Source organism: Actinomycetospora termitidis (genome assembly GCF_030286555.1).
In the GTDB taxonomy this organism is placed as follows: domain Bacteria; phylum Actinomycetota; class Actinomycetes; order Mycobacteriales; family Pseudonocardiaceae; genus Actinomycetospora; species Actinomycetospora termitidis.
Genome location: NZ_JASVWF010000008.1, coordinates 264,292 through 288,787 on the forward strand (window position 1 = coordinate 264,292; position 24,496 = coordinate 288,787).

The window sequence follows — 24,496 nt, forward strand, 5'->3', positions numbered from 1 at the left end:
CGACCCGCGCCGACCCGCCGTCAGGAAGGCTCGACCAGGAACGCGACACCGCGGCGCGGGGCGAGGTCGACCGCGAACGCGTGCAGGTCGTCGACGATGCCCACCGGCGACTGCGTGAACATGTCCAGCACCGCGCTGCCGGGCGAGAGCACCTCGGAGCGGATCGTGCCCATCACCGGCTCGGCGCCGAAGTTGAGCACCGTCAACGCGTGGCGCTCGCCCTCCAGCTCGTGGACCAGCACGAGCACCCCGGCGTGGGAGACGTCCGGGATGTCGACCTGGCGTGCGGTCGCGATCCCGTAGTGCTTGCGCACCGCGAGGATTGCCTGCAGCTGGCGGGCGAAGCTGCGCTCGTCGGTCAACTGGTCGGGGAGCGTCCCGTAGAGGCTGCGGCCGCGCGGCATGCCCTCGGCGGAGCGGGTCGCGGTCGGGTCGACGCCCATGAGGTCGTGCGCGCCGCGGTGGATCCAGCGGGTGTCGCCCTCGGCGACCAGCGCGGCGACCTCCTCGACGGGCAGCGTCAGCATGCCGGTGAGGTCCCAGCCGGAGAGCGCGAAGACCCCGGGCTGCATCGCGTTGAACATCGCGAGCATGAGGTGGACCGCGCGGATCTCCTCGATCTCCGCCGGGCCGATGTCGTCGAGGTCGGTGATGCCGATCGACGCGGCGATGACGGTGGTCAGGGTCGACGCGATGCCGTTGGTGGTGAACACCAGGTTGTACGACACGTCCGGACCGGCGAGCGTCTCCAGCAGCTCCCCGCGCACGATCTCCGCGAGCCGCGCGCCGGTGACCTCCTCGCCGCGGAAGGTGAACGTCTCCTCACGGTGTCCTGCGGCCCAGTGGACGAGCTCGTAGGTCATCTCGTCGTGGTTCTGCAGGGCGTGCACCAGCGACGCCGGGTCGATACCGATCTCGGCCGCGGTCCGCAGGCCCAGGCGCAGGAACTCGGCGTCGCCGGTGGCCAGGGCGTGGTGGTATCCGGGGCGGTTGACGAAGTCGTAGGAGAGGTCGGCGCCGGCGCGCCCGACCTCGCGGATGTCGTCCATCGTCAGGTTCAGTTCCTGGAACGTGAACCCGCCGACCTTGCGGACCATCGACGCGATCAGGTGGTTCGCGGCACCGGAGAGCGGGTGGCCCTCGGACCAGGCCGGCCCGCCGAGCGCGCTCTTCTCCACCCCGAGGAAGCCGTTGGCGTCCAGGCGCAGCGCCCCGGAGCCGAGGTCGGCCAGCGAGTGCAGGGCGTCGCCGATCGTCAGCCGCATCCCCGCGAACGAGGGGTCGAGCCAGTTGATCGAGGGCTGGCCCTCCTTGAAGTAGTGCAGGTAGACCCAGCGCCGGGCCACCCCGTCCACCCCGACGACGGCCTTCGTCGCGCTCCAGTTGGTCTCCTTCACCCCGGGCGCGTGGAAGATCACCCGTTGCAGGGCGCCGATGATGTAGCCGGCCTTCTCCAGGCGCTCCTCGGTGGCGGCGTCGAGGTTCACCGAGTCCCGGCCGGGCGGGACGACGGGCAGCTCCGACCAGTCCTCCGGGTCGATCTCGACCATGTGGAAGATGCCGGGGTAGTCGGCGTACCCCATCTCGGCGAGTCGGAAGTCCGCGCCCTTGCCGGTGTGCCCGGGGACGACGTCGTCGATGACGGTGCCGCCGTGGAAGGTCGCCATCCCGCACATCGCCCGGAAGTCGGCCTCGGAGCCGAACGCCGGGTCGATCACCGTGGAGATGCGGTCGAAGTGGCCGTCGACGCTCGGGGTGTGGTCCCAGCCGGAGATGCCGCCCGCGCGCTTCACCGGCCCGGTGTGCACCGCCTCGACGCCGATCGCGGCGAACGTCCGCCAGAGGTCCTCCTCGGCCATCGCGGCGAGGAACGGCTGCCCGGGCCGGGTGATCAGCGACAGCGGGTAGGCCGTGAACCACACGCTCGCGGTGTCGACGGCGCCGCGCGGGTCGGGGTCGGCGAACGGGTTCTGCCACATCGTGCCGCGGCCCGAGAACTGGCGGGCGATGGTGTCCGCGTCCGCGAGCATGGACTGGCCACGCAGCCAGGCGACGTAGGCCGGATTGGTGCCGGTCGGCTCGCCGTCGCGGCCGGCCGGCCGCCGCTCGAAGGGCGAGCGCACCCGCGGCCGGTGGCGCAGCGCCCGCGGCCGGGCGGGGTGGAAGTGCTCGGCGTAGGTGAGATCGATCGGGCCCGTGCCCTCGTCCTGCCCGGCTGCCCCGTCCTGCACCGACCTACCTCTTTCTCCCCGCCACCGGAACGACGCGACATGGTCACACGCGGTCCACGTCGATCCGCCGTCGGGATCGGCCCCGGTCGGGGGTGTCGCGAGCTGATTCGATCCAGCCCCGGGCGACGTCATGACGGTGCCCTGGCTTGCCCGCCAGCGTTGCGGGACGCACACGGCGGGAGGACGTGACGTTCCGACGGCCGCGCGTTGCGGGACGCACACGGCCGGAGGACGTGACATTCCGACAGCCACGCGTTGCGGGACGCACATCCCGAAGGACGGGCTCTCCGCCGGGCCGTGCATCGCGAGGGGTCGAGCGAGCACCTGCGGTGGTCGGCGGGGTCCGAGCACCACCGGGAGTGCTCGTTGATCATGCGCGGGTACGCAGCGACCACGCGAACACGCGCGACACTCCCCCGCATGACGATGCCCTGGCCGGACCGCCCCGCCCCGACCGCCGACGAGGTCGCCGCCCGGGTGGCCACCGAGCGGCACGGCCCGGTGCTGCTCGTGCGGATCACCCGCCCGGAGAAGCGCAACGCGATCGACGCCGCGACCACCCGAGGGCTCGACGAGGCACTGGACCTGCTCGACGACGACCCGGCCCTGCGGTGCGGGGTGCTCGCCGGGTCGGGCGGGGTGTTCTGCGCCGGGACGGACGTCTCCGTGGGCCCGGGAGCGCCGACCCCGCGCGGCGGCAACTACGGCGTCGTCGCGCGTCGGCGCACCACCCCACTGATCGCCGCCGTGGAGGGCATCGCCTACGGCGGCGGGTTCGAGGTCGCGCTCGCGTGCGACCTCGTCGTGGCGTCCTCGACCGCCCGGTTCGCACTGCCCGAGGTCGGGCTCGGCCTCGTCGCGAACTGCGGGGCGCTGTTCCGCACCCCGCGCGCCGTGCCACCCGCCGTCGCGAAGCGGCTGCTGCTGACCGGCGACCCGATGGACGCGACCCGCGCCCACGAGCTGGGCCTGGTGACCGACCTCGTGGAACCCGGCGCCGCGGAGGCGAGCGCCCTCGGGATCGCGGAGCGCATCGCCTCCCGGTCACCGGCCGCGGTCGCCGCGACCCTCGCCGCCGTCGACTCCGCGGTGCTCGAGGCGGACGCCCGTGGCTGGTCCGACACCGACCGGGCCGTCGCCGCCGTCGTCGCGAGTCCCGACCGGGCCGAGGGTCTAGCGGCGTTCGCGGAGAAGCGTCCGCCCGTGTGGCCTTCGGCCGGGTGAGCAGAAACCCGTGTCAGGACACGGATTTTTGCTCACCCGGCGCAGCCACACTCGAGCGCAGCAGCACCGTCGTGCCACGGGCGTCGTGGTGGATCGCGACCTCGTCGACCTGGCTGTTCATCAGCGTGATGCCGCGGCCGTGGAGGGCGGGACGGCCGACCGCATCGTGTTCCTGGTCGACCGACTCGGGGACCCGCCAACGGCCGCCGTCGGCCACCGTCACGAGGACCTCGCCGGCGTCGAGCATGACGGTGAGGTCGATGCGGGCGACCCCGTCGCGCCGGTGCTGGTCGTCGTAGGCGTGCACGACGACGTTGTCGATGGCCTCGCTCGCCGCGAGGACCATGCCGTCCGCCACGGTCGACGGGACCGCCGACGACCGCAGCCAGGACCGCAGGTCCTCCCGGATGCGGGGTCCCTGGTCGATGTCGGCGCTGTAGTCGACGCGTTCGAACTCGACGGAGTCCATGAAGTCGCCCCTCGTGCCCCCCGTGGTGTCGGACGGGGTCGGTAGCAGTCACCGGGAGGATCACCAGCCCGCCGTCCCTCCATGCCTCGATCGGGCCCGGTGCGTCGGACGGGGCCCGCCACACGACCGCCGGACCTTTTCCCGACGGATGCGTCGGCGGCCGCCGTCCGGCAGGGTCGACCACCGTGAGCAAGGCACACCCGCAGCAGTGGACGATCCACGACGACGACCACCGCCCCTCGGCTGCATCGGTCGCGGCGCTGGCGCAGTACCCGACGACCCAGATCGCCGACTCCGGCGGCCCGGTCTCCGTGGTCGGGCCGGGCATCGTCCACCAGGCGGGCGGCCGGGACTTCTGCGGCCCGGCGCTCACGGTGTGGACCAAGCCCGGCGACATCCTCTTCCTGCTCAAGGCCCCGGACCTCGCGCGGGAGGGCGACGTTCTCGTCGTCGACGGCGGCGGACGCCCGGACGCCGCGATCCTGGGCGACATCATGAGCGGCGCGCTGGCGCGGATCGGCGCCGTGGGCATCGCGATCGACGGCGTGGTCCGCGACGTCGACGGCATCGACGAGATCGGCCTGCCCGTCTTCGCCCGCGGCGTCTATCCGACGACGGGTTCCAACGAGGGGCCCGGCGCGATCAACGTCGACGTCGTGCTCGGCGGGGTCGCGGTGCATCCGGGCGACGTGGTGCGCGGCGACGCGAGCGGGCTCGTCGTCGTCCCGCGGGAACACGTCGACGACGTCGTGGCACTCACCCGCGCGGTCGACGAGCGGGAACGGACCTGGACCGCGGCCATGCGCGACGGGGCCGGCCTGGCCGAGGCCACCGGCGTCGACGAGGTCATCCGGCAGCGGCGCGAGGCCGTCGGGGTTCACCTGCCCTGAGGTCCGTCGGGGTTCCCGACGGCAGGTCGGCGACGACCTCGAAGCCGGTCCCGACCGCGGCGGCCCGGAGCATGCCGCCCACCGCCGCGACCCGTTCGGCGAGCCCGCCCAGCCCGAAACCGCCGGACCGCGGATGCGGCACCGCGGGCCCGGTGCCGCCGTCGTCCCGCACCGCCAGCCGGATGCTCGGTCCGCCCTCCAGGGTGACCACGACCTCGGCCCCCTTGCCCGCGTACTTCATCGCGTTCGTCAGGGCCTCCTGGACGACCCGCACGATCGTCAGGGCGACCTCGGGCGACGGGTCCACCGGCTCGCCCACGTCGACCCGGCGGACCCACAGCCCGTTGCGGCGCGCGGCGTCGATGAGGGGACCGAGTGCGTCGAGCCCGGGCGTGGGCACGTCCGCCTCGGGGTCGTCGCTGCGCAGGACGCCGAGCATCGTCCGGAGCTCCCCGACCGCCTCGGTCCCGCCGTCCTCGACGCGGGACAGGGCGTCGGCGGCCCGCGTCGGGTCGACGGGTAGGAGGTGGCGTGCGGCAGCGGCCTGCACCGTCATGGTCGTGACGGCGTGCGAGACGACGTCGTGCATCTCGCGGGCGATCCGGAGCCGCTCCGAGCGCACGGCGTCGCGCCGTTCGAACTCGGCCACCTCCTCGCGCAGCTGCGCCGCCCGCCGGGTCGCCCGGGCCCACCGGCCGGCGCCCCAGCAGGCCAGCAGGGCCACTGCCTGCGCCAGCAGGACGGCTCGCACGACCCCGAGCTCGGTGTCGGTCGGCGCGATCGGACGGCTGAGCTCGTCGAGCACGACGACGGGCGCGGTGAGCCCGTACGCGACGATCAGGGCGACGACCGCTCGCTCCGGCCCGCACCGCGCAGCCAGGGAGTACAGCGCGACCGGCACCACCGCGAGTGGGCGGTAGTCGGTGAGGAGGGCGGCCGCCGCCAGGTTGTGCACCAGGGCGGCGGTGAGGACGAGGCCGGGATGACCGCGGCGCCAGAAGAGTGCCGCGCTCCCGACTCCCGCGGCGAACAGCGTCGTCAGGGAGACCGCGCCGACGTCGGAGGTCGTGTTCGACCCGCCCACGAGTTCCAGGACGAACACGCCGAGGACGAGCAGCACCTCGCGGGTCTGGACCGACCACGACCGAATCCGGTTCATCGCCGGAAGAAGAGCCATCGCAGCATCGACCCGACCGAACGCTCTGCGTTCTCGTTCTCGTCACGGTCCGCGAACAGGGTCGGTTCGGGCCAGGCCGGAGGGCGAGGCTTGTCCTCGAAGCCGCGGAGGACCTCCAACGTCGACGGCTCGACCGCGGTCGGCAGTTCCGGTACCCGGTCGAGTTCCCGCAGGGCGCCCCACAGGTCCTGCTTCTCGCGCGCCCGGAGGGCGATCAGCTCCGCCTCTTCGGGGAGCCCCACGAGGCAGCAAGGGTTCGCGGCGGGCCGCTCCAGGACGAGGGTGAGCACGGGCGGAGCGCCGTGGACGACGGAGAACTCGCCGGCCTTCGACACCCGGATGCGTTCGACGTGGCTCGGGGAGGTCGACGCCGTCGAGACGACGACGACCTCGAGCTCCACGCCGTGGTCGAGGAGGGCTGCGGACGGGTGCGGCACGAGCACGAGGTCCGGCAGGACGAGCAGGCCGGGCGAGCCCTCCTCGTCGGGGCTCCGATGCACATGGGCGAACACGGCGGGTTCGAGACGGTGGTCGTCAGGCACGGCGTCGAGCTTGCGTGCTCAGCGTGAGTGGCACATGGGCCACCGGGGTGAATCAGTCCATCAATCGCCCGCGACCGACTACTTTCGGACGCCATGGCGGTACGGGTGGTCCTCGCGGACGACGACGAGGTCTACCGGCTCGGGCTGTCGAGCATCCTGTCCGTGCAGCCCGACATCGAGATCGTCGCGGAGGTCGGGGACGGCGCGGCCGCGGTCGCGGCGGTCCGGGAGCACCACCCCGACGTCGCGGTGCTGGACCTGCGGATGCCGGTGCTCGACGGAGTAGCAGCCACGCGCGAGATCGCCTCGGACGCGACCACGGCCGCCGTCGGGAAGCCGGTGGCCGCCCTCGTGCTCACCGGGTTCCACGTGACCGAGGCCGTGTACGACGCGCTGCGCGCGGGGGCCTCGGGCTACGTGCTCAAGGACCGGGCGGGTTCCCGGCTGGTGCCGGCGGTCCGGGCGGTCGCCGAGGGCGAGGCCTGGCTCGACCCCGGCGTCACCCGCGACCTGATCTCCGAGTTCGCGCGCCGCCCGGACGAGCGGCGCGCGACCCCCGAGGACCTCGACGACCTGACCCGGCGCGAACGCGACGTGCTGACGCTCGTCGCGCACGGCCTGTCGAACACCGAGATCGCGGACCACCTGACCGTCGAGATCGGCACGGTGAAGACCCACGTGAACCGCATCTTCACCAAGCTCGGTCTCGAGCACCGCGCCCAGGCGGTGTCGCTCGCGTTCCGCACCCGGCTGGTCGGGCCGGACGACGCCCGACCCGACCTCGGCCGGGGACGGTGACCCTACGAGCAGGTGAACGGGTTGCCGCGGCGCCCGACGAAGTGCAGGAACCCGCCCCAGTTGAAGTGCAGGTCCACGCCCTGGTCGCCGGTGTTGGCGCCGATCCAGGCCTTGTGGATCTTCACCGCCGCGAGGATCAGCGGCCCCCACACGGGGATCGCGCCCAGGGCGAGCTCGCCCGCGGGGACGCCCTGCGCGGCGAAGCAGCCCTCGCCCTGGTCCAGGTGCACGATCAGGCCCCAGAAGCGGGGTTCGACCTCGGCCATCACGCGTCCTCCGTCCGTGCGCGGGGGCTGCGGATCGCCCCGTGGTCGTCCACCTCGAGCCGGCCGGCGGCCAGCTTCGCGTTCAGTTCCGCCACCGATGCGGTGACGTAGGCCCGGGTCGCGGCGTCGAGCGTCGCCGACGGCTCCCACCGGACCTGTCCGTTCTCGACGACGGCCTCGCCGAGCTCGGACTCGGCGACGAGGAACCCGCGGTCCCCCGAGGCACCCTCGGCCTCGGGCCACGGGGTGTCGTCCGCGGGCTCCGGGGCCCCGACCCGAGCGGCCATGAGGTCGATCGACTCGCTGTACGTGTGGTCGACGGTCGTCATGTCCACCTCCCTCCTGCTGCGGCACCTCCCCGGTGCCGGGCCGACCGCGGTGGCCGGCGAGCAGGAACGATCCGCCGATCGAGGCCGTGGATCGTCGTCCCGCGGACAGCACCGCGGCCTCCACCCAGGGGCCTACGCGAGGGGCGCCGCCTCCCACCCCGGATGGGTGCGACGGGCCCGCTGCTACCGTTCGCCGCCATGGCGGGGGCCGGAATGACAACGCGGGGATTCTCCGCGGCGGTCGTCCTGGCCACCGCCGTCGCGCTCGACCTCGTCGCGCAGGAGCCGCGTGGGCACGTGCTCGCGGTCGCCCTGGCCGCTAGCTCCGTGGGCGCGGCCCGCCTGCTGCTGGCACACCGGTGGCGTGGGACGTTCGCCCTGCTCAACCTCGCCGTGCTCGCCCAACCGGCCGCGCACGCCGTCACGAAGCTCACCCCGCACGCGCACGGGATCTCACCGGTGGCGCTGCAGATCGCGGTGACGCTGCTGGTGGTGCTGGTCGCGGGGGGCGAGCCACTGCTCGTCGTGGCCGCGACGCTGCCGCTGGTCCGCCTGCTGCTGACCGTCCCCCCGGACGGGCCGCCGCGGACCGTCCGGACGGCCCCACCCGCCGTCGGGAACCTCTCCGGGGTCGACCTCGCACGGTGCCTGCCACGAAGGGGTCCGCCGAGCCCGGCCTGAGCCCGCTCGTGCCCGCACCCCGTCGACCCCGCGCGAGGTCCCCGTGACGCTCTCCCCTGCCCTCAGCACGCTCCGCACCCCGTCCGCGCCGGCGCTGCGCTGCCCGGACTGCGGCACCCGGCCCGTCCTCACCCCGACCCGCACGCAGCCCCTGCCGGGCGGCACCTTCGGGCTGCTGTGCTGCGGGTGCGCGACCTACCCGCTGATCGACGACATCCCCGTGCTGCGCCGCGGCCGCATCGACTCCCAGGACCACCTCACCGGGCGCAGCGAGGTCGAGGGGCCGACGGCGGACGAGCTGGTCGCCCTGCTGCGCGCCGACCGGCCGCTGGACGCGCTCGTCGCCCTGCTCGCGTTCCCGCCGCCCGCCCCGCTCTCCCGTCCCGGACTACGTCTGCCGTTCACCCGCGGGCCGTGGCCGCGGGTCGCCCTGGCCGCCCGCCGTGCGGAGGTGCGCGCGATGCTCGGCGGGCTCGACCGGCTCACCGCGCAGGACTGGATGGAGCTCGCCTACGCGCGGTCGAGCGACCGCATCGACGACGAGCTGCTGCCCTACTTCCTCGCCCGGTTCGGGCAGCCGCGCTTCCTCGCGACGACGTCCCTGCTGCGCTGCCTTCCCGACGACGGCCGGTCGGGCCCGGTCCTCGACCTCGCGTGCGGCTTCGGGCACGTCGCCCACCACCTCGCGACGCGGGAGGACCCGCGGCCCGTCGTCGGGGTCGACCGCAACTTCCTGCAGCTGTGGGTCGCCCGGCGCTACGTGGCACCGACCCAGACCTTCGTGTGCGCCGACCGGGTCGACGCGCTGCCCTTCGCCGACGACGCGTTCGCCGCGGCGGTCTGCTCGGACGCCTTCCACTACTTCGACGCCCAGCAGGGCTGCCTCGACGAGCTCCGTCGGGTCGCGATCGACGACACGGTGCTGCTCGACCGCCTCGGCAACGTGCGACTCGCGCCCACCGACGGCCCCGTCGAGCGCGACCCGGCCGGCTACGTCGCGCTCCTGCACGGCGCGCCGTGGCGGCTGACCTGCGAGGACGAGCTCCTCGAGGGCTACCGCGCGGGCTACGGGCCGCAGCTCGCCTCCCCGCGGCACCCGTCCGAACTCGACGGGGCGAAGTGGCTGATGCTCGTCACCAGCCGCGACGAGCGCGTCCTCGCCGACCACGGCGCCTTCACCGCGCTCCCCCACGCCGCGGGGGTCCCGACGCTCAACCCGGTCTTCGACGTGACCCGGCACGACGACGACGTGGAACTGGCGTTCACGTTCCCGTCGACCTGGTACGCGTTCGAGAACGCCGCGATGCTGCGCTACACCTCGGCCGGGGAGCGGCTCAACGCGACGACGTTCGCCGCGGTGGCGGCGGGCCACCCCACCGACCGGACCCCGGAGCTCCTGCGTCGCTGCGTGCTGCTCGGCATGCCGGAGCGCTACCGCCGCGCGCCCGGCATCGCGGGCACCACCGTCGTCCGGGGTCTGCTGCGCGGACTGCGGAGGCGGTGAGGCGGCAGGCCCGACGTCAGCCCGGGGCCACCGTCACCTCGTCCTCGCCGCGCTCGTGCGCGGCGAGGGCGGCCTCGACCACCGCCTCCGGAGACTGCCAGCGCCACGCGGGCAGGTGCCCGGACTCCTCACCGGACCGCTCGTGGAACGCGGTGCACGTCCGGCCCGGTCGGACAACGGTCACGGTGATCCGTCGCTGCTCCGCCTCCTGGCGCGCGGCCCGCGACAGCGTCTCCAGGTAGGCCTTGCCTGCCGCGTAGGCGGCGATCGCCGGGTCGTCGCGGCCGGCCGCGGTGCTGGAGACGTTGAGGATGCCGCCGCCGTCGGGCATCGCCTTCAGGGCGGCGGCCGTCAGCCGGGTCGGGGCGAGGACGTTGAGCAGCACGGACTCCTCGAGGTCGTCCGGGTCCTGCTCCCCGAGCTCGCCGTAGGTGCTCGAGCCGGCGTTGTTGACCAGCAGGTCGACGCCCGCCAGCTCCGCCTCCACCCGCGCGAGCCCGTCGTGCGTCGTCAGGTCGGCGACCACCACACGCGCCGGGACCTCCAGCTCGGCCGCGAGGTCGGTCAGCGCGTCCTCGTTCCGGGCGACGAGCACGAGGGGGTGCCCCCGGGCGGCGAGCGCCCGGGCGAAGGCGGCGCCGATCCCCGAGGAGGCTCCGGTGACGAGGGCGGCGCGCGTCGTCGGGTCGGATGTCACCCTCATGGGTGACCCCTCAGCGTCGCCGCCGAACCACGTCCCGCATCACGTCACGGAAGTCCGCGGCCATCTGGGCGCTGCTGTGGTGCTCGGTGACCCACGCCCGGGCGGTCTCACCCATCGCCCGCGCCCGGTCCGGGTCGTCGAGCAGGGAGCCGATCGCGTCCGCGAGCGCATCCGCGTCCTCGGGGTCGACCAGAATGCCGCGCGAGGGGTCGATCAGGGCCTCCATCGCGGCGGTCCGGGTCGCGACGACGGGTCGGCCGCTCGCGGCCGCCTCGAGCACCACGGTCGACCCGGCGCCCCGCGTCGTGGGGTGCAGCGCGAGGGCGACCACGGACGAGCGCCCGTACATCGCGCGCACCGCCCCCTCCATGCGGCGGCGGTGCACGACGCCGAGGTGCTCCGGGATCTCGACCCCGGCCATCGTCGTGCCGATCTCCAGGCGCACCTCCCGCCGGCCGGCGAGCCGGGACACGGCCTCGACGAGCAGCGGGTGGTCGCGGTCCTCGTCGTCACCGACCCCCGCGACCAGCGGCGTCGCCTCCGACCACGGGCGCACCCCGAAGAACTCCGTGTCGATCCCGAACCGGCACGGGTGCACCTTGGCGGGGTCGAGGCCCCAGCCGTGGACGAGGTCGTCGTACAGCCCGGGGTTGAGGGTCACGATCCCGGCCAGCCGGTCCAGGGCCTTCCCGACGACGGGTCGCGCGGCCCGCGGGTAGCGCTCCGGCCCCTGGACCCACACCAGCCCGGACACCACCGGCGGCCCGCCCGGGAGCAGGGCCGCGGGGAAGCCGGTGCGCTCGTCCATGGTGAAGACGACGTCCGCGCGGCGACGTCCCACGGCTCCGGCGAGCTCCGCGACCGGCTCGTAGCCGTCGAGCCGGTTGCGGACCTTGCGGGCGAGCCAGGCGGTCCGCCCGGTCAGGGGTCGTCGGAACTCCAGCTCGACGTCGTCGGCCTCGCCGAGGTGGTGCAGGCCGTAGGGCGTGCGGTCGGGCACCTCACCGCGCGCGTTCGCGGCCGTGTGCGCGTCGACGTCCGACTGTTCCGGCAGCTCCACCCGTATGCGCATCACCGACGATCAGATCACGCGCCGATCGCGTCCAGCTCGGCCACGGCATCGTCGGGAAGGGAGAGGGCCGCGCCGGCCACGTTCTCGCGGAGGTGGTCCACCGACGACGTCCCCGGGATCAGCAGGATGTTCGGCGAGCGCTGCAGCAGCCACGCGAGCGCCACCGCCATCCGCGACGCCCCGAGCCGCTCGGCCACCGCGTCCAGCTCCGAGGACTGCAGCGGCGAGAAGCCGCCCAGCGGGAAGTACGGCACGTAGGCGATGCCCTGCTCGGCCAGCGAGGCGACGAGGGCGTCGTCGTGCCGGCGGGCGAGGTTGTACGGGTTCTGCACGCACACCACCGGCGCGATCGCCTGCGCCGCGGCGACCTGCTCGGCGTTCACGGTCGAGAGGCCGAGGTGGCGGATCTTGCCCTGGCGCTGCAGCTCGGCGAGCGTGCCGAAGCGCTCCTCGATCGGCTCCTGCGGCTGCGGCGTCATCGTGTCGGCGCCGCCGGGCATGCGCAGGTTCACGACGTCGAGGGTGTCCAGTCCCAGCCGCTGCAGGTTGTCGTCGACGGCCTGGCGCAGCTGGTGGGGCTCGAGCGCCGTCGGCCAGCCGCCCTGCTCGTCGCGGAAGGCGCCGACCTTCGTGACGATGCGCAGGTCGTCCGGGTAGGGCGCGAGCGCCTCGCGGAGGATCTCGTTGGTGACGTGCGGACCGTAGAAGTCCGAGGTGTCGATGTGGTTGATGCCGAGGGCGACCACCTCGCGCAGCACGGCGACCGCCGCGTCGCGGTCGGCCGGCGGCCCGAAGACGTGCGGCCCGGCGAGCTGCATCGCCCCGTAGCCGACGCGGGTGACCTCGAGGTCACCGAGGTGGTAGGTGCCGCCCGGGAGCTCCGTCGTGATGGACATGGCCCCAGCATCCAGCGCGGACCGTGGCCGTGCGAGGGGAACGCCCTTCCTGGGACCGGGCGTCCCCCTGTCGGCGTCGCCGCTAGTTGATCGCGTGGATCGGGGAGGAGCAGGTCTTGGCGCTGGACGCGGCGTCGCCGTGCTTCGCCTCGGACAGGAACGGCACCGAGGCCACGTTGTCCTGCACCGGCACCTGCACGCCGAGCGCGTTCACCGGGACGTCGTTGCCGCAGACGTTCACGGGGGTGTTCGGCGCGAAGTCGCTGGAGTTGAGCAGGCCCTTCTGCACCGTGGCGCCGCCGTGGTGGTGGCCGCCGGGGTTGTCGCCGGCGAACGCCATCCCGGCGCTCGAGAGCAGGCCGGTGGAGATCACGGCGGTGGCGAGGACGGTGGTGCGGAGCATCGACATGCGTCTCTTCCTTTCGGGGGGCGTGCGAGAGACGTGTCGTCAACTCCGTCGACGTACCTGAGACACGGTTTCCGGACGGTTCTCGACGCATCGGGTGACGGTGCTCGACGATGCGTCGAGCGTGTCGCCCGGCCGTCACCCGTCGGCGCCGAATCCACTCCCCCTGCTGGTCACACCGTGATGTGATGGCCGTGTGCCGCACGTCTCCACCGTGATCGCCCGCCCCTGGCGCGAGGTCTACGCCTACGCCGCCGACCCCGCCCACCTGCCGTCCTGGGCGGCGGGGCTGTCCACCTCGACCCTCACGCCCGGCGACGACGGGTGGTGGACGGCGACCGGACCGCTGGGGACGGTGCGGGTCCGCTTCTGCGAGCGCAACGAGTTCGGCGTGCTCGACCACGTGGTGCGCCTGCCCGACGGCACCGAGGTGCTCAACCCGCTGCGTGTGGTGCCGTGGGGCGACGTCGCGGAGGTGGTGTTCAGCGTGCGCCCCCGCGAGGGCATGAGCGACGCCGACGTGGAGGCCGACGTCGCCGCGGTCACCGAGGACCTGGCGACGCTCAAGGGCGTGCTGGAGTCGGCCTGAGCCCGGTCACCGGTTGAGCGAAGGTCCCGTTCGGTCGGATAGACGGGCCGTGGGCGCCCACCGCCAGTGCGCCCCGGCGTGGAGGCCGACTGGCGAAGGGCGCCCACCGCCGGCTCTACCGACCGATGGGGCCCTTCGCTCGAATCCGGTCAGCCCGTCGGCGTCGGCACCGCCGGGGCGGCCGGCGCCGGGACCGCCGGCACGGCGGGAGCGGCCGGTGCGGCGGGAGCACCCGGCGCGGCCGGAGCCCCCGGCGCCGACTGCTGCTGCACCGTCGCGCCCGGCTGCACGATCACCGTGCCGCCGGGCTGCACCTGGATCACCGGACCACCACGGCCACCCTCGGCGGCCGGACCACCGCGCGCCGGGCCGCCACGCTCGGCGCCACCCCGCCCCGGCCCGCCGTCCCGACCCGGACCGCCGTCAGGACCGCCCCGACCCGGCCCGCCGTCGCGCCCCGGGCCGGCGATCGCGCGGTCGCCGTGGCCCGGCCCACCGTGGCCACCAGGCCCGAGCGGGGTCAGCAGCAGGAGCAGCCCCGCCACGACCAGGCCCAGCACGAACCCTCCGATGCCCACGAGCCACGCGGCCGCCCGGCCCCGCGGCCGCCGGGCGCGCACCCGCTCCCACCGCGTCGGGGTCGGTCCGGCCGGCGAGGCGGCGGGCTCGGTGGGCGGATCGTTCTCGGTCATCGCTGTCTCTCCTCACGACGGAAGACCATCTCGTCGAGCACGACCCTGGAGAGCCGACCTGAAGCCAGCCTGAGGTCCGCCCGAACCTCAGCGCGGCTTCAGCTCCGGCGGCCGCTCACCTGGTCTGATGGCGTCGATGAACAACCCCCGCGTGCTCGTCGTGGAGGACGAGACGACGATGCGCACGTCGATCGTGCGCGCGCTCGACCGCGCCGGGTACACCGCCGAGGGCCTGCCCGACGGCACCGGTCTCGAGGACACCCTCGACGGCTTCCGGCCCGACCTGGTCGTGCTCGACGTGATGCTCCCCGGGCGCGACGGGTTCGACCTGCTCGGGATCGTCCGCGACCGCACCGACGCCGGCATCGTCATGGTCACCGCCCGCGACGCCCTCGACGACCGCCTGCGCGGCCTCGACACCGGCGCCGACGACTACGTCGTGAAGCCGTTCCTGCTCGAGGAGCTGACCAGCCGGATCCGGGCGGTGCTGCGTCGGCGCGGGCGGACCCCGACCGCGCTCACCGTGGGCGACCTGGTGATCGACGAGGAGGCCGGCGTCGCCACGCGCGCGGGCGCCCCGCTCAAGCTGACCGCCACCGAGCTGCGCCTGCTGCGCTACCTCGCCGAGCAGCGCGGGCGCACCGTCAGCAAGAACCAGATCCTGACCCAGGTCTGGGGCTACGACGCCTACGACCCGAACCTCGTCGAGGTCCACCTCTCGGCCCTGCGCCGCAAGCTCGAGGCGCACGGCCCGCGGATCGTGCACACCGCCCGCGGGCTGGGCTACACGCTGCGGTCCGACGGATGAGGGCCCCCGTCGTCCCCGCCTGGTCGCTCCGGGCCCGCGTGACGGCGACCGTCGTCGCGATCCTCGCGGTGACGCTGCTCGTGGCGGGCGTCGTCGTCGACCTCGGGCTGACCGCCGCCCTGGGCCGCGACCAGCAGTCCCGCCTCGCCGACCGGGCCCAGCGCGCCGACCAGCTCGTCGCACAGGAGGTCCCGGCCGACCAGCTCGTCGGGCTGCTCGACGGGCAGGGCGTGCGCGCCGCGCGCGTGACCGCCTCCGGCGTCGTCCTCGAGGGCGTCGCCGGACCTCCCGGCGGGCCCCGGCCGCCACGGCGCGACGGCCCGGCCCGCCCGCGCGGCCCCCGCACGCTCGCCGTCGAGAAGCCGCTGGCCGACGGCACCGTGCTGCGGCTCTCCTCCGACCCCGGCGACGTCGACGCGGTCGTGTACCGGCTCCGCGGGGTCATGATCGGGGTCGGACTCGTCGGGCTCGTCGTGTCGGCGCTGGTCCTGCTCACCGGCGTCACGGTCGCCCTCCGCCCGCTGGACTCGATGACCCGCGTCGCCCGCGCCATCGCCGGTGGCGAGCGCGGTCGGCGCCTGCGGCCGAGGACCGCCCGGACCGAGATCGGGCGCACGGCCGTGGCGTTCGACGAGATGCTCGACGCCCTCGACGCCGCGCAGGACCGCTCCGAGGCCTCCGCCCGGGAGGCCCGCGAGTCCGAGGCGACGACCCGGCGGTTCCTCTCGGACGCCGCCCACGAGCTGCGGACCCCGCTGGCGGGGATGCAGACCCTCGCGGAGACGCTGGTGCGCGACTCCGACGACGACCGCGAGACCCGCGAGGAGCTCGCCATCGCCCTCGTGCGCGAGACCTCCCGGGCGGCCGCCCTCGTCACCGACATGCTCGACCTCGCCCGGATCGAGGGCGGGCAGGAGCTCGAGCGCACCGAGGTCGACCTGACGCTGCTCGCCACCGAGCAGGTGGACCGGGTACTGCTCCTCGCGCCCGGCCTCGACGTCGCCGTCGACGCCGCGGGCCCCGTCCCGGCGCTCGTGGACGTCGGCCGGGTGCGGCGCATCCTGGTCAACCTGCTCGACAACGCCCGCCGGCACGTTCCCGACGGCGGGTCGGTGCGGGTCCGGGTGTCCGGCGGTCCCGACGGACCGCGGATCGTCGTCCACAACGACGGGGCCGTCGTCGCCGAGGCGGACCGCGAACGGATCTTCGATCGGCTCGTGCGACTGGACGAGGCCCGCGCCCGGGACGCGGGTGGGGCCGGGCTCGGGCTGTCGATCGCGCGGGCGCTCGCCCGGGCGCACGGCGGGGACGTCGTCTATCGGGCGGCGGACACCGGATCGGATCTCGTGGTCACACTCGGGTCCGAGAATTCCTCCCACTGAGTGAAATGGACACTCCCACGTCCGTGTCCGCACCGTTACCTTCCGGTGATGTCCGGACCTGGAGACCTCGGGGGCGGCATGGACAGGATCGGCGAGTACACCTGGCACCCCAGCACCGACCGCTGGGAGTGGAACGACACGATGTTCCACCTGCTCGGCTACCTCCCCGGGCAGGTGCGGCCGAGCCGGGCGCTCGTCGTGTCGCACAAGCACCCCGCGGACCGGGCCCAGGTCGAGCACGTCATGGCCGACGCCTGCAGCAACCGGCTCGCCTACACCCACCGGCACCGCATCGTCTCCGTGACCGGCGAGGTCCACGAGGTGACCGCGATCGGCTTTCCCGTGCCGGATTCGCCGTCGCTGCTGCTGCGCGGGTACCTGGTGCACCTCGCGACGTCCCTGCCGACCCCGACGGCAGGTGTCCTCGCCCGTCCGCCCGCCCGCTCCGACGTGCCGTCGTTCCTGCCGCCGACCGGCCCCGTCGCGATCCCCGACCCGCTCGGCACGGTGGTCTGGCCGACCGAGGCCGCCCGGGAGCACGACCGGCTGCTCGGCCGCGCCGTCGACGTGCTCGCGGACGTGACCGAACTCCCCGGCCACGCCGCGTCCGCCCTGCTCGCCCACCTCGCGAACGTGGCCGCCCTGCCCCTGATCGTGGTGGCGGAACGCGTGATCGCGGTCAGCCTCGACCCCGACGTCGAGGGGCTGGGCGGCCTGCTCGGTGGGCTGGCCGTTCCGGAACTGCCCTGATCCGACCGTGAGGCGGGTCGCACTTGATCTCCACGGCGTTTAGCGTGATCGGGAGCACACCCGTCCCGCTGGGAGTTCCCCGATGCGTGCACCGCGCCACGTCCGTCTGACCACCCCGCTCGTCCGCGACGAGCGCGGGGAGCTGCGTGAGGCCTCCTGGTCCGAGGCCCTCGACCGGGCCGCGGCCGGGTTCCGGGGCGTGCCGGGCGACGCCTACGGGATGTTCTCCTGCTCCAAGGCGACCAACGAGATGAACTTCGTGGCACAGAAGTTCGCGCGGGTGGTGATGGGGTCCAACAACGTGGACTCCTGCAACCGCACTTGACACGCTCCCAGCGTCGTCGGTCTGACGGCAGTGTTCGGCGCCGGTGGTGGCACCAGCGCCTACCAGGAGGTCGAGGACACCGACCTCGTCCTCCTGTGGGGCTCCAACGCGCGTGAGACCCACCCGATCTACTTCCACCACGTCCTGCAGGGCCTGCGGAAGGGCGCCCAGCTCTACGTCGTCGACCCGCGGCGGACCACCACGGCCCGCTGGGCGCGGGGCCACCTCCCGCTCGACGTCGGCACCGACATCGCGCTCGCGCACGCCATGGGCCGCGTGATCCTCGACGCCGGGCTGGAGAACCGCGCCTTCATCGAGCGCGCGACCACCGGGTTCGACGAGTACGTGCGCGCCGTCGAGCCGTGGACCCTCGAGCGGGCCCAGCAGGTCACCGGGGTCGACGCCGGCCTGATCCGCGAGACCGCCCTCGCCTACGCCCGCGCCGACCGCGCCCAGCTGTGCTGGACCCTCGGCATCACCGAGCACCACAACGCCGTCGACAACGTCCGCGCCCTGATCGACCTCGCCCTGCTCACCGGGCACGTGGGCCGCTGGGGATCGGGCCTGGTGCCGCTGCGCGGGCAGAACAACGTGCAGGGCGGCGGCGACATGGGCGCCATCCCGAACAAGCTGCCCGGTGGCTACGACGTGGCCGACGACGAGCACCGGGGCCGCTTCGAGCGCGCCTGGGGCTCCACGGTGCCCGCCGTCAAGGGCCTGCACCTCTCGCAGATGTTCGAGGCGATGGAGCGCCGCGAGGTCCGCGCGGTGTACGTCGTCGGCGAGAACCCGGCCGAGTCCGAGGCCGACGTCGCGCACGCCCGCGCGCTGCTGACCGGCCTCGACCACCTCGTCGTCCAGGACATCTTCCGGACGGCGACCGCGGAGCTCGCCGACGTCGTCCTGCCCTCCTGCGCGGACTGGTGCGAGTACGAGGGCACGGTCACCTCGTCGGAGCGGCGGGTGCAGCGGGTGCGCAAGGCCCTGGACCCGCCCGGCGAGGCGCGCCCGGACACGTGGATCCTCCACGAGATGGCCCGGCGCCTCGGGCACGACTGGGGGCAGCCGTCGGCCGAGGAGGTCTGGGACGAGCTGCGGTCGCTGTCCCTGGACTGGCACGCGGGGATGTCCTACGCGCGGCTGGAGGCCGAGGGCGGGCTGCAGTGGCCGTGCCCCGGGCTCGACCATCCCGGCACCCCGACGATGCACACCCGCCTCTGGGAGCGCGACCCGGCGCTGCGCGGCGCCCCGGCCCCGTTCGCGCCGGTGGAGCACGCCGGACCGCTCGACGAGCTGTCCGCCGAGTTCCCGCTGCGCCTGACCACGGTGCGCCGCCTGGACTCCTACAACTCCGGCGTCCAGACCGGCGGCTACGCCTCCCCGCTGCGCCGCGACGAGGCCCTGTGCGTCGACCCGGCGGACGCGGAGGCGCTCGGCATCCGGGACGGCGAGCGGGTCCGGATGGTCTCGCGCCGCGGGGCGGTCGAGGCCCCGGTCCGCTTCGACCCCGCGGCCCGGCCGGGCCTGGCGTTCATCACCCCACACTTCTCGGAGCAGGTCGACGTCAACCTGATCACCAACGAGGCATGGGACCCGCAGTCCGGGACCTCGGAGTTCAAGGCGACGGCGATCCGCATCGAGAAGCTCGACGTCGGCAGCCGGACCGCGGCGGCCGAGACCCGCGTCCCGGTCGCCGGTTCCTAGGAGGTCTTCGCGTGGATCTGACCCTGCTCGCCGACGCCCCCACCACGGCGGAGCGCGCGGCGGTCGACGCGGTCGTCGGGTCCGCACCGGGCACCGGGCCCGGGAGCCCGACCGACCCCGCGGACGGCACCGGCGCGGCGGACGAGGGTCGGCGCGACCTCCTGCTGCCCGCGTTCCACGCCGTCATGGACGCGGTCGGGTGGATCAGCCGGGGCGCGCTCTCCTACGTCTGCGAGACGCTGCACGTGCCGCCGGCCGAGGCGTACGGGGTCGCGACGTTCTACGCGCTGTTCTCGGTCACCCCGCGCGCGCCGCGGATCGCCCACGTCTGCGACGACGTCGGGTGCGCCGCGTTCGGGGGCGAGGACCTGTGCGCGGCGATGGAGGAGCGGCTCGGGCCGGAGGGATCCGGCGAGGAGGTCACCTGGACACGCAGCCCGTGCCTGGGCCTGTGCGAACGGGCGCCGGCGGTGTTCCTGCAGACGACGCACGGGCACGGCCAGATCGCGCCCGCCGACGCCGACGCGGTGACCCACGCGCTCGACGGGGAGGACGTGGCCGGCCCGGACCCCGTCGTCAGCACCCCGCAGGCCGGGTCGCCGGACCTGGAGCTGCTGTCGCGGGTCGGCGTCGTGGACCCCGGCGACCTGGACTCCTACCGCGCCGCGGGCGGGTACGCCGGGCTGCGCCGTGCGCTCGCCGTCGGGCCCGCCCGGGTCGTCGACGAGATCACGGTCGCGTCGCTGACGGGGCGCGGCGGCGCGGCGTTCCCGACGGGTACGAAGTGGTCCGCCGTCGCGGGCTCGCCGGACCCGGTGAAGTACCTCGTGTGCAACGCCGACGAGTCCGAGCCGGGCACGTTCAAGGACCGCGTGCTCATGGAGGCCGACCCGTTCGCGCTGGTCGAGGCCATGACGGTCGCCGGGATCGCGGTCGGTGCCCGGCTCGGCTACCTCTACGTGCGCGGTGAGTACCCCGCGGCCGAGGCCGCGCTGCTCCGTGCGATCTCGGAGGCCCGCCGGCACGGCTACCTCGGCGACGACGTCATGGGGTCCGGGCGGGTGTTCGACCTCGAGGTCCGCCGCGGCGCGGGCGCGTACATCTGCGGCGAGGAGACCGCGCTGATGAACTCGCTCGAGGGCCGCCGCGGCGAGCCCCGGGCGAAACCGCCGTTCCCGACGGTGTCCGGGCTGTTCGGCAAGCCCACGGTCATCAACAACGTCGAGACGCTGGTCAACGTCCTGCGGATCGTGGAGCAGGGTGGACCCGCGTTCGCGTCCGTCGGCTCCGGGCGCTCGACCGGGACGAAGCTGTTCTGCCTGTCCGGGGTGGTCGCGCGGCCGGGCGTCTACGAGGTGCCGATGGGCACGACGCTGCGCGAGCTGCTCGAGCTCGCGGGCGGGGTGCCGGTGGGCCTGAAGGCCATCCTGCTCGGCGGCGCGGCGGGCTCGTTCGTCACGCCCGACCAGCTCGACGTCCCGCTCACCCTCGAGGGCACCCGCGAGATCGGCGCGACGCTCGGGTCGGGCGTGGTGCTGTGCTTCGACGAATCCACCGACTTCGCGGCGGTGCTGCGCCGCATCGCCGGGTTCTTCCGCGACGAGTCCTGCGGGCAGTGCGTGCCCTGCCGCGTCGGGACCGTCCGTCAGGAGGAGGCCCTCGCGCGCATCGAGCGCGGGCGCGAGATCGGCGGACGCACCGTCGAACTGCAGCTGCTGGACGACGTCGACCGGGTCATGACCGACGCGTCCATCTGCGGGCTGGGCCAGACCGCGGCCTCCGCGGTGCGCTCGGCCCTGTCCCTCGGCCTCATCGGATCGGGCGGCGGCGCCCGGAGGAACGGAGACCACCCGTGACGACCGTCGACCTCGGCACGATCCGGCGGCTGGTCAGCGTCACCGTCGACGACGTCGAACACCGCGTCCCCGAGGGCGCGACGATCATGGACGTCCTGGACTCCGCCGGCGCGGACACGCCCCGGCTCTGCCAGGCGCCGAACCTCACCCCGGTGAACGCCTGCCGCGTGTGCGTCGTCGAGGTGGAGGGTTCACGCCCGCTCGTGCCGTCCTGCGCCCGCCGCGTCGAGGACGGGATGGTGGTGCGGACGGACACCGACCGCGTCGCGCACAGCCGGAGGATGGTGCTCGAGCTGCTGGGCTCGGCCAACGACATGTCCCAGGCCGGGGACGACGTCGCGCGCTGGTCGATCGAGTACGGCGCCGACCCGGAGCGCTACGGCCCGGTCGGGCCGCCGGCCGCCGCAGGCGAGCGCGGCAACCGGCACGCGGGCCACCACAGCGCGCCGGACGGCGAGACCCGGGCGACGGTCGCGCAGCCGGTCACCGTCGACAACGACCTCTACGTACGCGACTACGCCCGCTGCATCCTCTGCTACAAGTGCGTCGAGGCGTGCGGGACGGACGCCCAGAACACCTTCGCGATCGCGGTCGCCGGGCGCGGGTTCGACGCCACGATCTCCACCGAGTTCGCCGTCCCGCTGCCCGACTCGGCGTGCGTGTACTGCGGCAACTGCATCGGGGTCTGCCCGACGGGCGCGCTGAAGTCGGTGGCCGAGCACGAGCGGCGCGAGGCCGGGGTGTGGGACCCCGAGGGCGAGACGGTGACCTCGACGATCTGCTCGTTCTGCGGCGTCGGCTGCACACTGGAGCTGCACGTCCAGGACAACACGATCGTCAACGTGACCTCGCCGCACGACCACTCGGTGACCCACGGGCACCTGTGCATCAAGGGGCGGTTCGGGTTCCAGCACGTGCAGAACGTGGCTCCGCCGCGCGATCGTTGACGAACGATCGTTCGCGCTCTTCTTGGTGGACCCCCAACCCGCCGGGGACGCTAGCCTCGTCCTCATGAACGCCCGTTCCCCCGCCACCCTCGTCGCCGACACCGGCCGGGGGAACGAGGCCGCGATCCTCAACGCCGCCCTGGACGCCTTCGGCACCGCGGGCTTCCACGGGGCGTCGATGCGCGACGTCGCGAAGCGGGCCGGGACCAGCCTGTCGAATCTCTACAACTACGTGCCCTCGAAGTCCCGCCTGCTCGCCGAGGTGCTGCGCCGGGCCAACGACGAGCTGGCCGCCCGGCTGCGCGCCGCCGTCGACGACGCCGGGGACGACGCCGTGTCCCGCCTCCGCGAGGCGGTCCGGGCGTACATCCGATTCATCGTCGAGCACCAGGTGGCGATGGTCGTGTCCACCAACGAGGTGCGGTACCTGACGGGCGCGGACCGCGCGTCGCTGGTGGCCGAGCGCGATGCGACGCAGGCCGTGTTCGAGGGGATCGTCGCGCAGGGCGTGGCCGAGGGCGCCTTCCGCACGCCCTACCCCGACGACGCGGCGCGGACGGTCCTCACCGCCCTCGGCGCCGTCGCGGGCTGGTACCGCCCCGACGGCCGGCTCTCGCGCGGCCAGCTCGCCGAGCAGCAGGCGCGCTACGCCCTCGCGCTCCTCGAGGCGCCCCTCCCGCACTGAGACCTTGCGAGGTCCGGGTCACACCTCTACGTTACGAACGATCGTTCGTACCGAGTCGGAGGGCGCAGCATGACCGCAGGGACCGAGGTCGCTCCCGCGAAGATGCGGCGGCTCGCCGCCGCCGCGGTGTTCGCGACGACGCTCGAGTGGTTCGACTTCCTGATCTACGCCACGGCGGCCGCCCTCGTGCTCGGGCACCAGTTCTTCCCCTCGGCGGACCCGGTGGCCGGCACCCTCGCGTCGTTCGCGACCTTCGCGGTCGGGTTCGTCGCCCGCCCCGTCGGCGGCATCATCGCGGGCCACGTCGGTGACCGCTTCGGGCGCAAGCCCCCGCTGGTCGCCGCGATGCTCGTGATGGGTCTCGCGACGTTCGCGGTCGGCGTGCTGCCGCCCTACTCCAGCATCGGGGTGTGGGCGCCGATCCTGCTGGTGCTCGCCCGGCTGGTCCAGGGGCTCGGCGTCGGGGCGCAGTGGGGCGGGGCGGCGCTCCTGCTCGTGGAGCACGCCCCGGAGAACCGGCGCGGCTACTACGGCAGCCTCGTCCAGACCGGCGCCGTCGCCGGCGCGGTGCTCGGCAACCTGTTCTTCCTGATCCTCACCGCGACCATGTCCCCCGCGGCGTTCGACGCCTGGGGCTGGCGGGTCCCGTTCCTCACCGGGCTGGTGCTGATCGGGATCGGCGTGTTCGTGCAGCTGAAGATCGAGGACACCCCGGTGTTCCACGAGCTGCGCGAGCGCTCGGCGGCCGCCGCGCGCGAGGCCGGCATCCGCAAGGCCCCGCTCGTGCAGGCGGTGCGGCACCACGGCCTCGCGATCCTGCAGGCCGCAGGCGCCTTCTTCGTCGTGAACGCCGTCTTCTACATCCTGATCTCGGGCATCCTGGGCTACGCGACGAGCGAGGTCGGGATGTCGCGGACGTCGATCCTCATCTGCGTGATGGTCGCCGGGCTCACGCAGGTGGTGACGATGCCGTTCTTCGGCGCGCTCACCGACCGGCTCGGATCGCGCAAGAAGCTCTACCTCATCGGCTGCGTGTCGATGGCGGTGTTCGCGTTCCCGCTGTTCTGGCTGATCGACACCGGGTCCGTCCCGCTCGTGCTGATCGCCCTGATCATCGCGTTCACGATCCACGCGACGATGTACGGGCCGCAGGCCACGCTCTACGCCGAGATGTTCCCCGCGGACGTCCGCTTCTCCGGGGCCTCGCTGGGCTACCAGGTCGCCTCCGTCCTCGCCGGCGGCCTCGCCCCGTTCATCACGACGGCGCTGCTGGCGGCGACCGGGGCCTCGTGGTCGGTGGCGGTGTACGTCATCGCGTGCGCCGCGATCACGTTCGTCTCCGTCGCGTCGATCCGCGAGCGCTTCCGGCGGGACCTCTACGAGGTCTCGGAGCCCGAGCCCGAGCGGGTCGCCTGACCGCCGCGCCCTGCGAGTGCGACGTGGGGCAGGTCCCGCGTCTCGCATTCCTGCCCCACGTGGTTTTCGCGAGCGGACCACCGCGCGCGCTTTCGCGAGCAGCACACCAGGCACCTCCGGGCGCCCGAGAAGGTGCCTGGTGTGCTTCTCGGCG

At 74.0% G+C, this 24,496-nt stretch carries 25 protein-coding genes; 14 read left to right on the forward strand and 11 right to left on the reverse strand.

Annotated elements, in window-relative coordinates:
• Positions 1-20: 20 nt before the first annotated feature.
• The gene (gene treS, locus QRT03_RS28215; protein WP_286056487.1) at positions 21-2,231 is read right to left on the reverse strand and encodes a maltose alpha-D-glucosyltransferase; all 2,211 of its coding nucleotides are present in this window, start codon (positions 2,229-2,231) and stop codon (positions 21-23) included.
• Positions 2,232-2,651: 420 nt separating this feature from the next.
• On the opposite strand from treS, the gene QRT03_RS28220 reads away from it, so the two are divergent.
• Positions 2,652-3,455 carry an enoyl-CoA hydratase-related protein gene (locus QRT03_RS28220; RefSeq protein WP_286056488.1) on the forward strand — a complete coding sequence of 268 codons (804 nt, stop codon included), beginning with the start codon at positions 2,652-2,654 and terminating at the stop codon, positions 3,453-3,455.
• Between the two features lie 13 nt (positions 3,456-3,468).
• Here the strand turns inward: QRT03_RS28220 and QRT03_RS28225 are convergent, their stop codons facing one another.
• Complete coding sequence (locus QRT03_RS28225) at positions 3,469-3,924, reverse strand: ATP-binding protein (protein WP_286056489.1); 456 nt, start codon at positions 3,922-3,924, stop codon at positions 3,469-3,471.
• 185 nt (positions 3,925-4,109) lie between these two features.
• Between QRT03_RS28225 and QRT03_RS28230 the strand changes: the two genes are divergently transcribed.
• Positions 4,110-4,814: an RraA family protein gene (locus QRT03_RS28230; protein ID WP_286056490.1), complete on the forward strand. Its 705-nt coding sequence runs from the start codon at positions 4,110-4,112 to the stop codon at positions 4,812-4,814.
• On the opposite strand, the gene QRT03_RS28235 is transcribed toward QRT03_RS28230, so the two are convergent.
• Positions 4,771-5,973, reverse strand: coding sequence for a sensor histidine kinase (locus QRT03_RS28235; RefSeq protein WP_286056491.1), 1,203 nt, complete (start codon positions 5,971-5,973; stop codon positions 4,771-4,773). The two genes, QRT03_RS28230 and QRT03_RS28235, sit on opposite strands and share 44 nt — an antisense overlap.
• On the reverse strand, positions 5,970-6,533 hold the full coding sequence (locus QRT03_RS28240) for a hypothetical protein (RefSeq protein ID WP_286056492.1): 564 nt from the start codon (positions 6,531-6,533) through the stop codon (positions 5,970-5,972). The genes QRT03_RS28235 and QRT03_RS28240 overlap by 4 nt, the downstream gene beginning before the upstream one ends.
• Before the next feature lie 93 nt (positions 6,534-6,626).
• On the opposite strand from QRT03_RS28240, the gene QRT03_RS28245 reads away from it, so the two are divergent.
• Positions 6,627-7,331 (forward strand): response regulator, encoded by a 705-nt coding sequence (locus QRT03_RS28245; RefSeq protein WP_286056493.1) that lies wholly within the window; start codon positions 6,627-6,629, stop codon positions 7,329-7,331.
• 2 nt (positions 7,332-7,333) lie between these two features.
• On the opposite strand, the gene QRT03_RS28250 is transcribed toward QRT03_RS28245, so the two are convergent.
• Entirely contained in the window at positions 7,334-7,597 is a 264-nt protein-coding gene (locus QRT03_RS28250; protein WP_286056494.1) for a hypothetical protein, read from the reverse strand.
• A complete protein-coding gene (locus QRT03_RS28255; protein WP_286056495.1) occupies positions 7,597-7,926 on the reverse strand; it encodes a hypothetical protein in 330 nt (109 codons plus the stop codon). The genes QRT03_RS28250 and QRT03_RS28255 overlap by 1 nt, the downstream gene beginning before the upstream one ends.
• Before the next feature lie 198 nt (positions 7,927-8,124).
• On the opposite strand from QRT03_RS28255, the gene QRT03_RS28260 reads away from it, so the two are divergent.
• Positions 8,125-8,607, forward strand: a complete 483-nt coding sequence (locus QRT03_RS28260) for a hypothetical protein (RefSeq protein WP_286056496.1) — start codon at positions 8,125-8,127, stop codon at positions 8,605-8,607.
• A 43-nt stretch (positions 8,608-8,650) separates the two neighbouring features.
• Positions 8,651-10,111, forward strand: coding sequence for a class I SAM-dependent methyltransferase (locus QRT03_RS28265; RefSeq protein WP_286056497.1), 1,461 nt, complete (start codon positions 8,651-8,653; stop codon positions 10,109-10,111).
• A gap of 16 nt (positions 10,112-10,127) precedes the next feature.
• Here the strand turns inward: QRT03_RS28265 and QRT03_RS28270 are convergent, their stop codons facing one another.
• From QRT03_RS28270 to QRT03_RS28285, 4 genes are all read right to left on the reverse strand, one after another.
• The gene (locus tag QRT03_RS28270; protein WP_286056498.1) at positions 10,128-10,814 is read right to left on the reverse strand and encodes an SDR family NAD(P)-dependent oxidoreductase; all 687 of its coding nucleotides are present in this window, start codon (positions 10,812-10,814) and stop codon (positions 10,128-10,130) included.
• 10 nt (positions 10,815-10,824) lie between these two features.
• Positions 10,825-11,886 carry a glycosyltransferase family 4 protein gene (locus QRT03_RS28275; RefSeq protein ID WP_286056499.1) on the reverse strand — a complete coding sequence of 354 codons (1,062 nt, stop codon included), beginning with the start codon at positions 11,884-11,886 and terminating at the stop codon, positions 10,825-10,827.
• Positions 11,887-11,900: 14 nt separating this feature from the next.
• Positions 11,901-12,782 (reverse strand): oxidoreductase, encoded by an 882-nt coding sequence (locus QRT03_RS28280; RefSeq protein WP_286056500.1) that lies wholly within the window; start codon positions 12,780-12,782, stop codon positions 11,901-11,903.
• An 82-nt stretch (positions 12,783-12,864) separates the two neighbouring features.
• A complete protein-coding gene (locus tag QRT03_RS28285) occupies positions 12,865-13,191 on the reverse strand; it encodes a hypothetical protein (protein ID WP_286056501.1) in 327 nt (108 codons plus the stop codon).
• 193 nt (positions 13,192-13,384) lie between these two features.
• Here QRT03_RS28285 and QRT03_RS28290 point away from each other — a divergent pair, with 193 nt between their 5' ends.
• Positions 13,385-13,777 carry an SRPBCC family protein gene (locus QRT03_RS28290; protein WP_286056502.1) on the forward strand — a complete coding sequence of 131 codons (393 nt, stop codon included), beginning with the start codon at positions 13,385-13,387 and terminating at the stop codon, positions 13,775-13,777.
• A gap of 149 nt (positions 13,778-13,926) precedes the next feature.
• On the opposite strand, the gene QRT03_RS28295 is transcribed toward QRT03_RS28290, so the two are convergent.
• Positions 13,927-14,469: a hypothetical protein gene (locus QRT03_RS28295; protein WP_286056503.1), complete on the reverse strand. Its 543-nt coding sequence runs from the start codon at positions 14,467-14,469 to the stop codon at positions 13,927-13,929.
• A gap of 136 nt (positions 14,470-14,605) precedes the next feature.
• Here QRT03_RS28295 and QRT03_RS28300 point away from each other — a divergent pair, with 136 nt between their 5' ends.
• From QRT03_RS28300 to QRT03_RS28335, 8 genes are all read left to right on the forward strand, one after another.
• On the forward strand, positions 14,606-15,277 hold the full coding sequence (locus QRT03_RS28300; RefSeq protein WP_425604923.1) for a response regulator transcription factor: 672 nt from the start codon (positions 14,606-14,608) through the stop codon (positions 15,275-15,277).
• Positions 15,274-16,659 carry a sensor histidine kinase gene (locus tag QRT03_RS28305; RefSeq protein WP_286056505.1) on the forward strand — a complete coding sequence of 462 codons (1,386 nt, stop codon included), beginning with the start codon at positions 15,274-15,276 and terminating at the stop codon, positions 16,657-16,659. The genes QRT03_RS28300 and QRT03_RS28305 overlap by 4 nt, the downstream gene beginning before the upstream one ends.
• A gap of 48 nt (positions 16,660-16,707) precedes the next feature.
• A complete protein-coding gene (locus QRT03_RS28310; protein ID WP_286056506.1) occupies positions 16,708-17,409 on the forward strand; it encodes a PAS domain-containing protein in 702 nt (233 codons plus the stop codon).
• Positions 17,410-17,491: 82 nt separating this feature from the next.
• A complete protein-coding gene (locus tag QRT03_RS28315; protein ID WP_286056507.1) occupies positions 17,492-19,438 on the forward strand; it encodes a molybdopterin oxidoreductase family protein in 1,947 nt (648 codons plus the stop codon).
• A gap of 11 nt (positions 19,439-19,449) precedes the next feature.
• Positions 19,450-21,294: an NAD(P)H-dependent oxidoreductase subunit E gene (locus QRT03_RS28320; protein ID WP_286056508.1), complete on the forward strand. Its 1,845-nt coding sequence runs from the start codon at positions 19,450-19,452 to the stop codon at positions 21,292-21,294.
• On the forward strand, positions 21,291-22,241 hold the full coding sequence (locus tag QRT03_RS28325) for a 2Fe-2S iron-sulfur cluster-binding protein (RefSeq protein ID WP_286056509.1): 951 nt from the start codon (positions 21,291-21,293) through the stop codon (positions 22,239-22,241). Before QRT03_RS28320 ends, QRT03_RS28325 begins: the two co-directional genes overlap by 4 nt.
• Before the next feature lie 64 nt (positions 22,242-22,305).
• Positions 22,306-22,926 carry a TetR-type transcription factor C-terminal domain-containing protein gene (locus QRT03_RS28330; protein ID WP_286056510.1) on the forward strand — a complete coding sequence of 207 codons (621 nt, stop codon included), beginning with the start codon at positions 22,306-22,308 and terminating at the stop codon, positions 22,924-22,926.
• A gap of 69 nt (positions 22,927-22,995) precedes the next feature.
• A complete protein-coding gene (locus tag QRT03_RS28335; RefSeq protein ID WP_286056511.1) occupies positions 22,996-24,342 on the forward strand; it encodes an MFS transporter in 1,347 nt (448 codons plus the stop codon).
• Positions 24,343-24,496 lie beyond the last annotated feature (154 nt).

Coding starts and splice junctions, on each gene's coding strand:
- QRT03_RS28220 (WP_286056488.1), top strand. CDS start 2,652: ATGACGATGCCCTGGCCGGACCGCCCCGCCCCGACCGCCGACGAGGTC.
- QRT03_RS28225 (WP_286056489.1), bottom strand. CDS start 3,924: ATGGACTCCGTCGAGTTCGAACGCGTCGACTACAGCGCCGACATCGAC.
- QRT03_RS28235 (WP_286056491.1), bottom strand. CDS start 5,973: ATGAACCGGATTCGGTCGTGGTCGGTCCAGACCCGCGAGGTGCTGCTC.
- QRT03_RS28245 (WP_286056493.1), top strand. CDS start 6,627: ATGGCGGTACGGGTGGTCCTCGCGGACGACGACGAGGTCTACCGGCTC.
- QRT03_RS28250 (WP_286056494.1), bottom strand. CDS start 7,597: ATGGCCGAGGTCGAACCCCGCTTCTGGGGCCTGATCGTGCACCTGGAC.
- QRT03_RS28255 (WP_286056495.1), bottom strand. CDS start 7,926: ATGACGACCGTCGACCACACGTACAGCGAGTCGATCGACCTCATGGCC.
- QRT03_RS28260 (WP_286056496.1), top strand. CDS start 8,125: ATGGCGGGGGCCGGAATGACAACGCGGGGATTCTCCGCGGCGGTCGTC.
- QRT03_RS28270 (WP_286056498.1), bottom strand. CDS start 10,814: ATGAGGGTGACATCCGACCCGACGACGCGCGCCGCCCTCGTCACCGGA.
- QRT03_RS28275 (WP_286056499.1), bottom strand. CDS start 11,886: ATGCGCATACGGGTGGAGCTGCCGGAACAGTCGGACGTCGACGCGCAC.
- QRT03_RS28280 (WP_286056500.1), bottom strand. CDS start 12,782: ATGTCCATCACGACGGAGCTCCCGGGCGGCACCTACCACCTCGGTGAC.
- QRT03_RS28285 (WP_286056501.1), bottom strand. CDS start 13,191: ATGTCGATGCTCCGCACCACCGTCCTCGCCACCGCCGTGATCTCCACC.
- QRT03_RS28295 (WP_286056503.1), bottom strand. CDS start 14,469: ATGACCGAGAACGATCCGCCCACCGAGCCCGCCGCCTCGCCGGCCGGA.
- QRT03_RS28300 (WP_425604923.1), top strand. CDS start 14,606: ATGAACAACCCCCGCGTGCTCGTCGTGGAGGACGAGACGACGATGCGC.
- QRT03_RS28305 (WP_286056505.1), top strand. CDS start 15,274: ATGAGGGCCCCCGTCGTCCCCGCCTGGTCGCTCCGGGCCCGCGTGACG.
- QRT03_RS28310 (WP_286056506.1), top strand. CDS start 16,708: ATGTCCGGACCTGGAGACCTCGGGGGCGGCATGGACAGGATCGGCGAG.
- QRT03_RS28330 (WP_286056510.1), top strand. CDS start 22,306: ATGAACGCCCGTTCCCCCGCCACCCTCGTCGCCGACACCGGCCGGGGG.
- QRT03_RS28335 (WP_286056511.1), top strand. CDS start 22,996: ATGACCGCAGGGACCGAGGTCGCTCCCGCGAAGATGCGGCGGCTCGCC.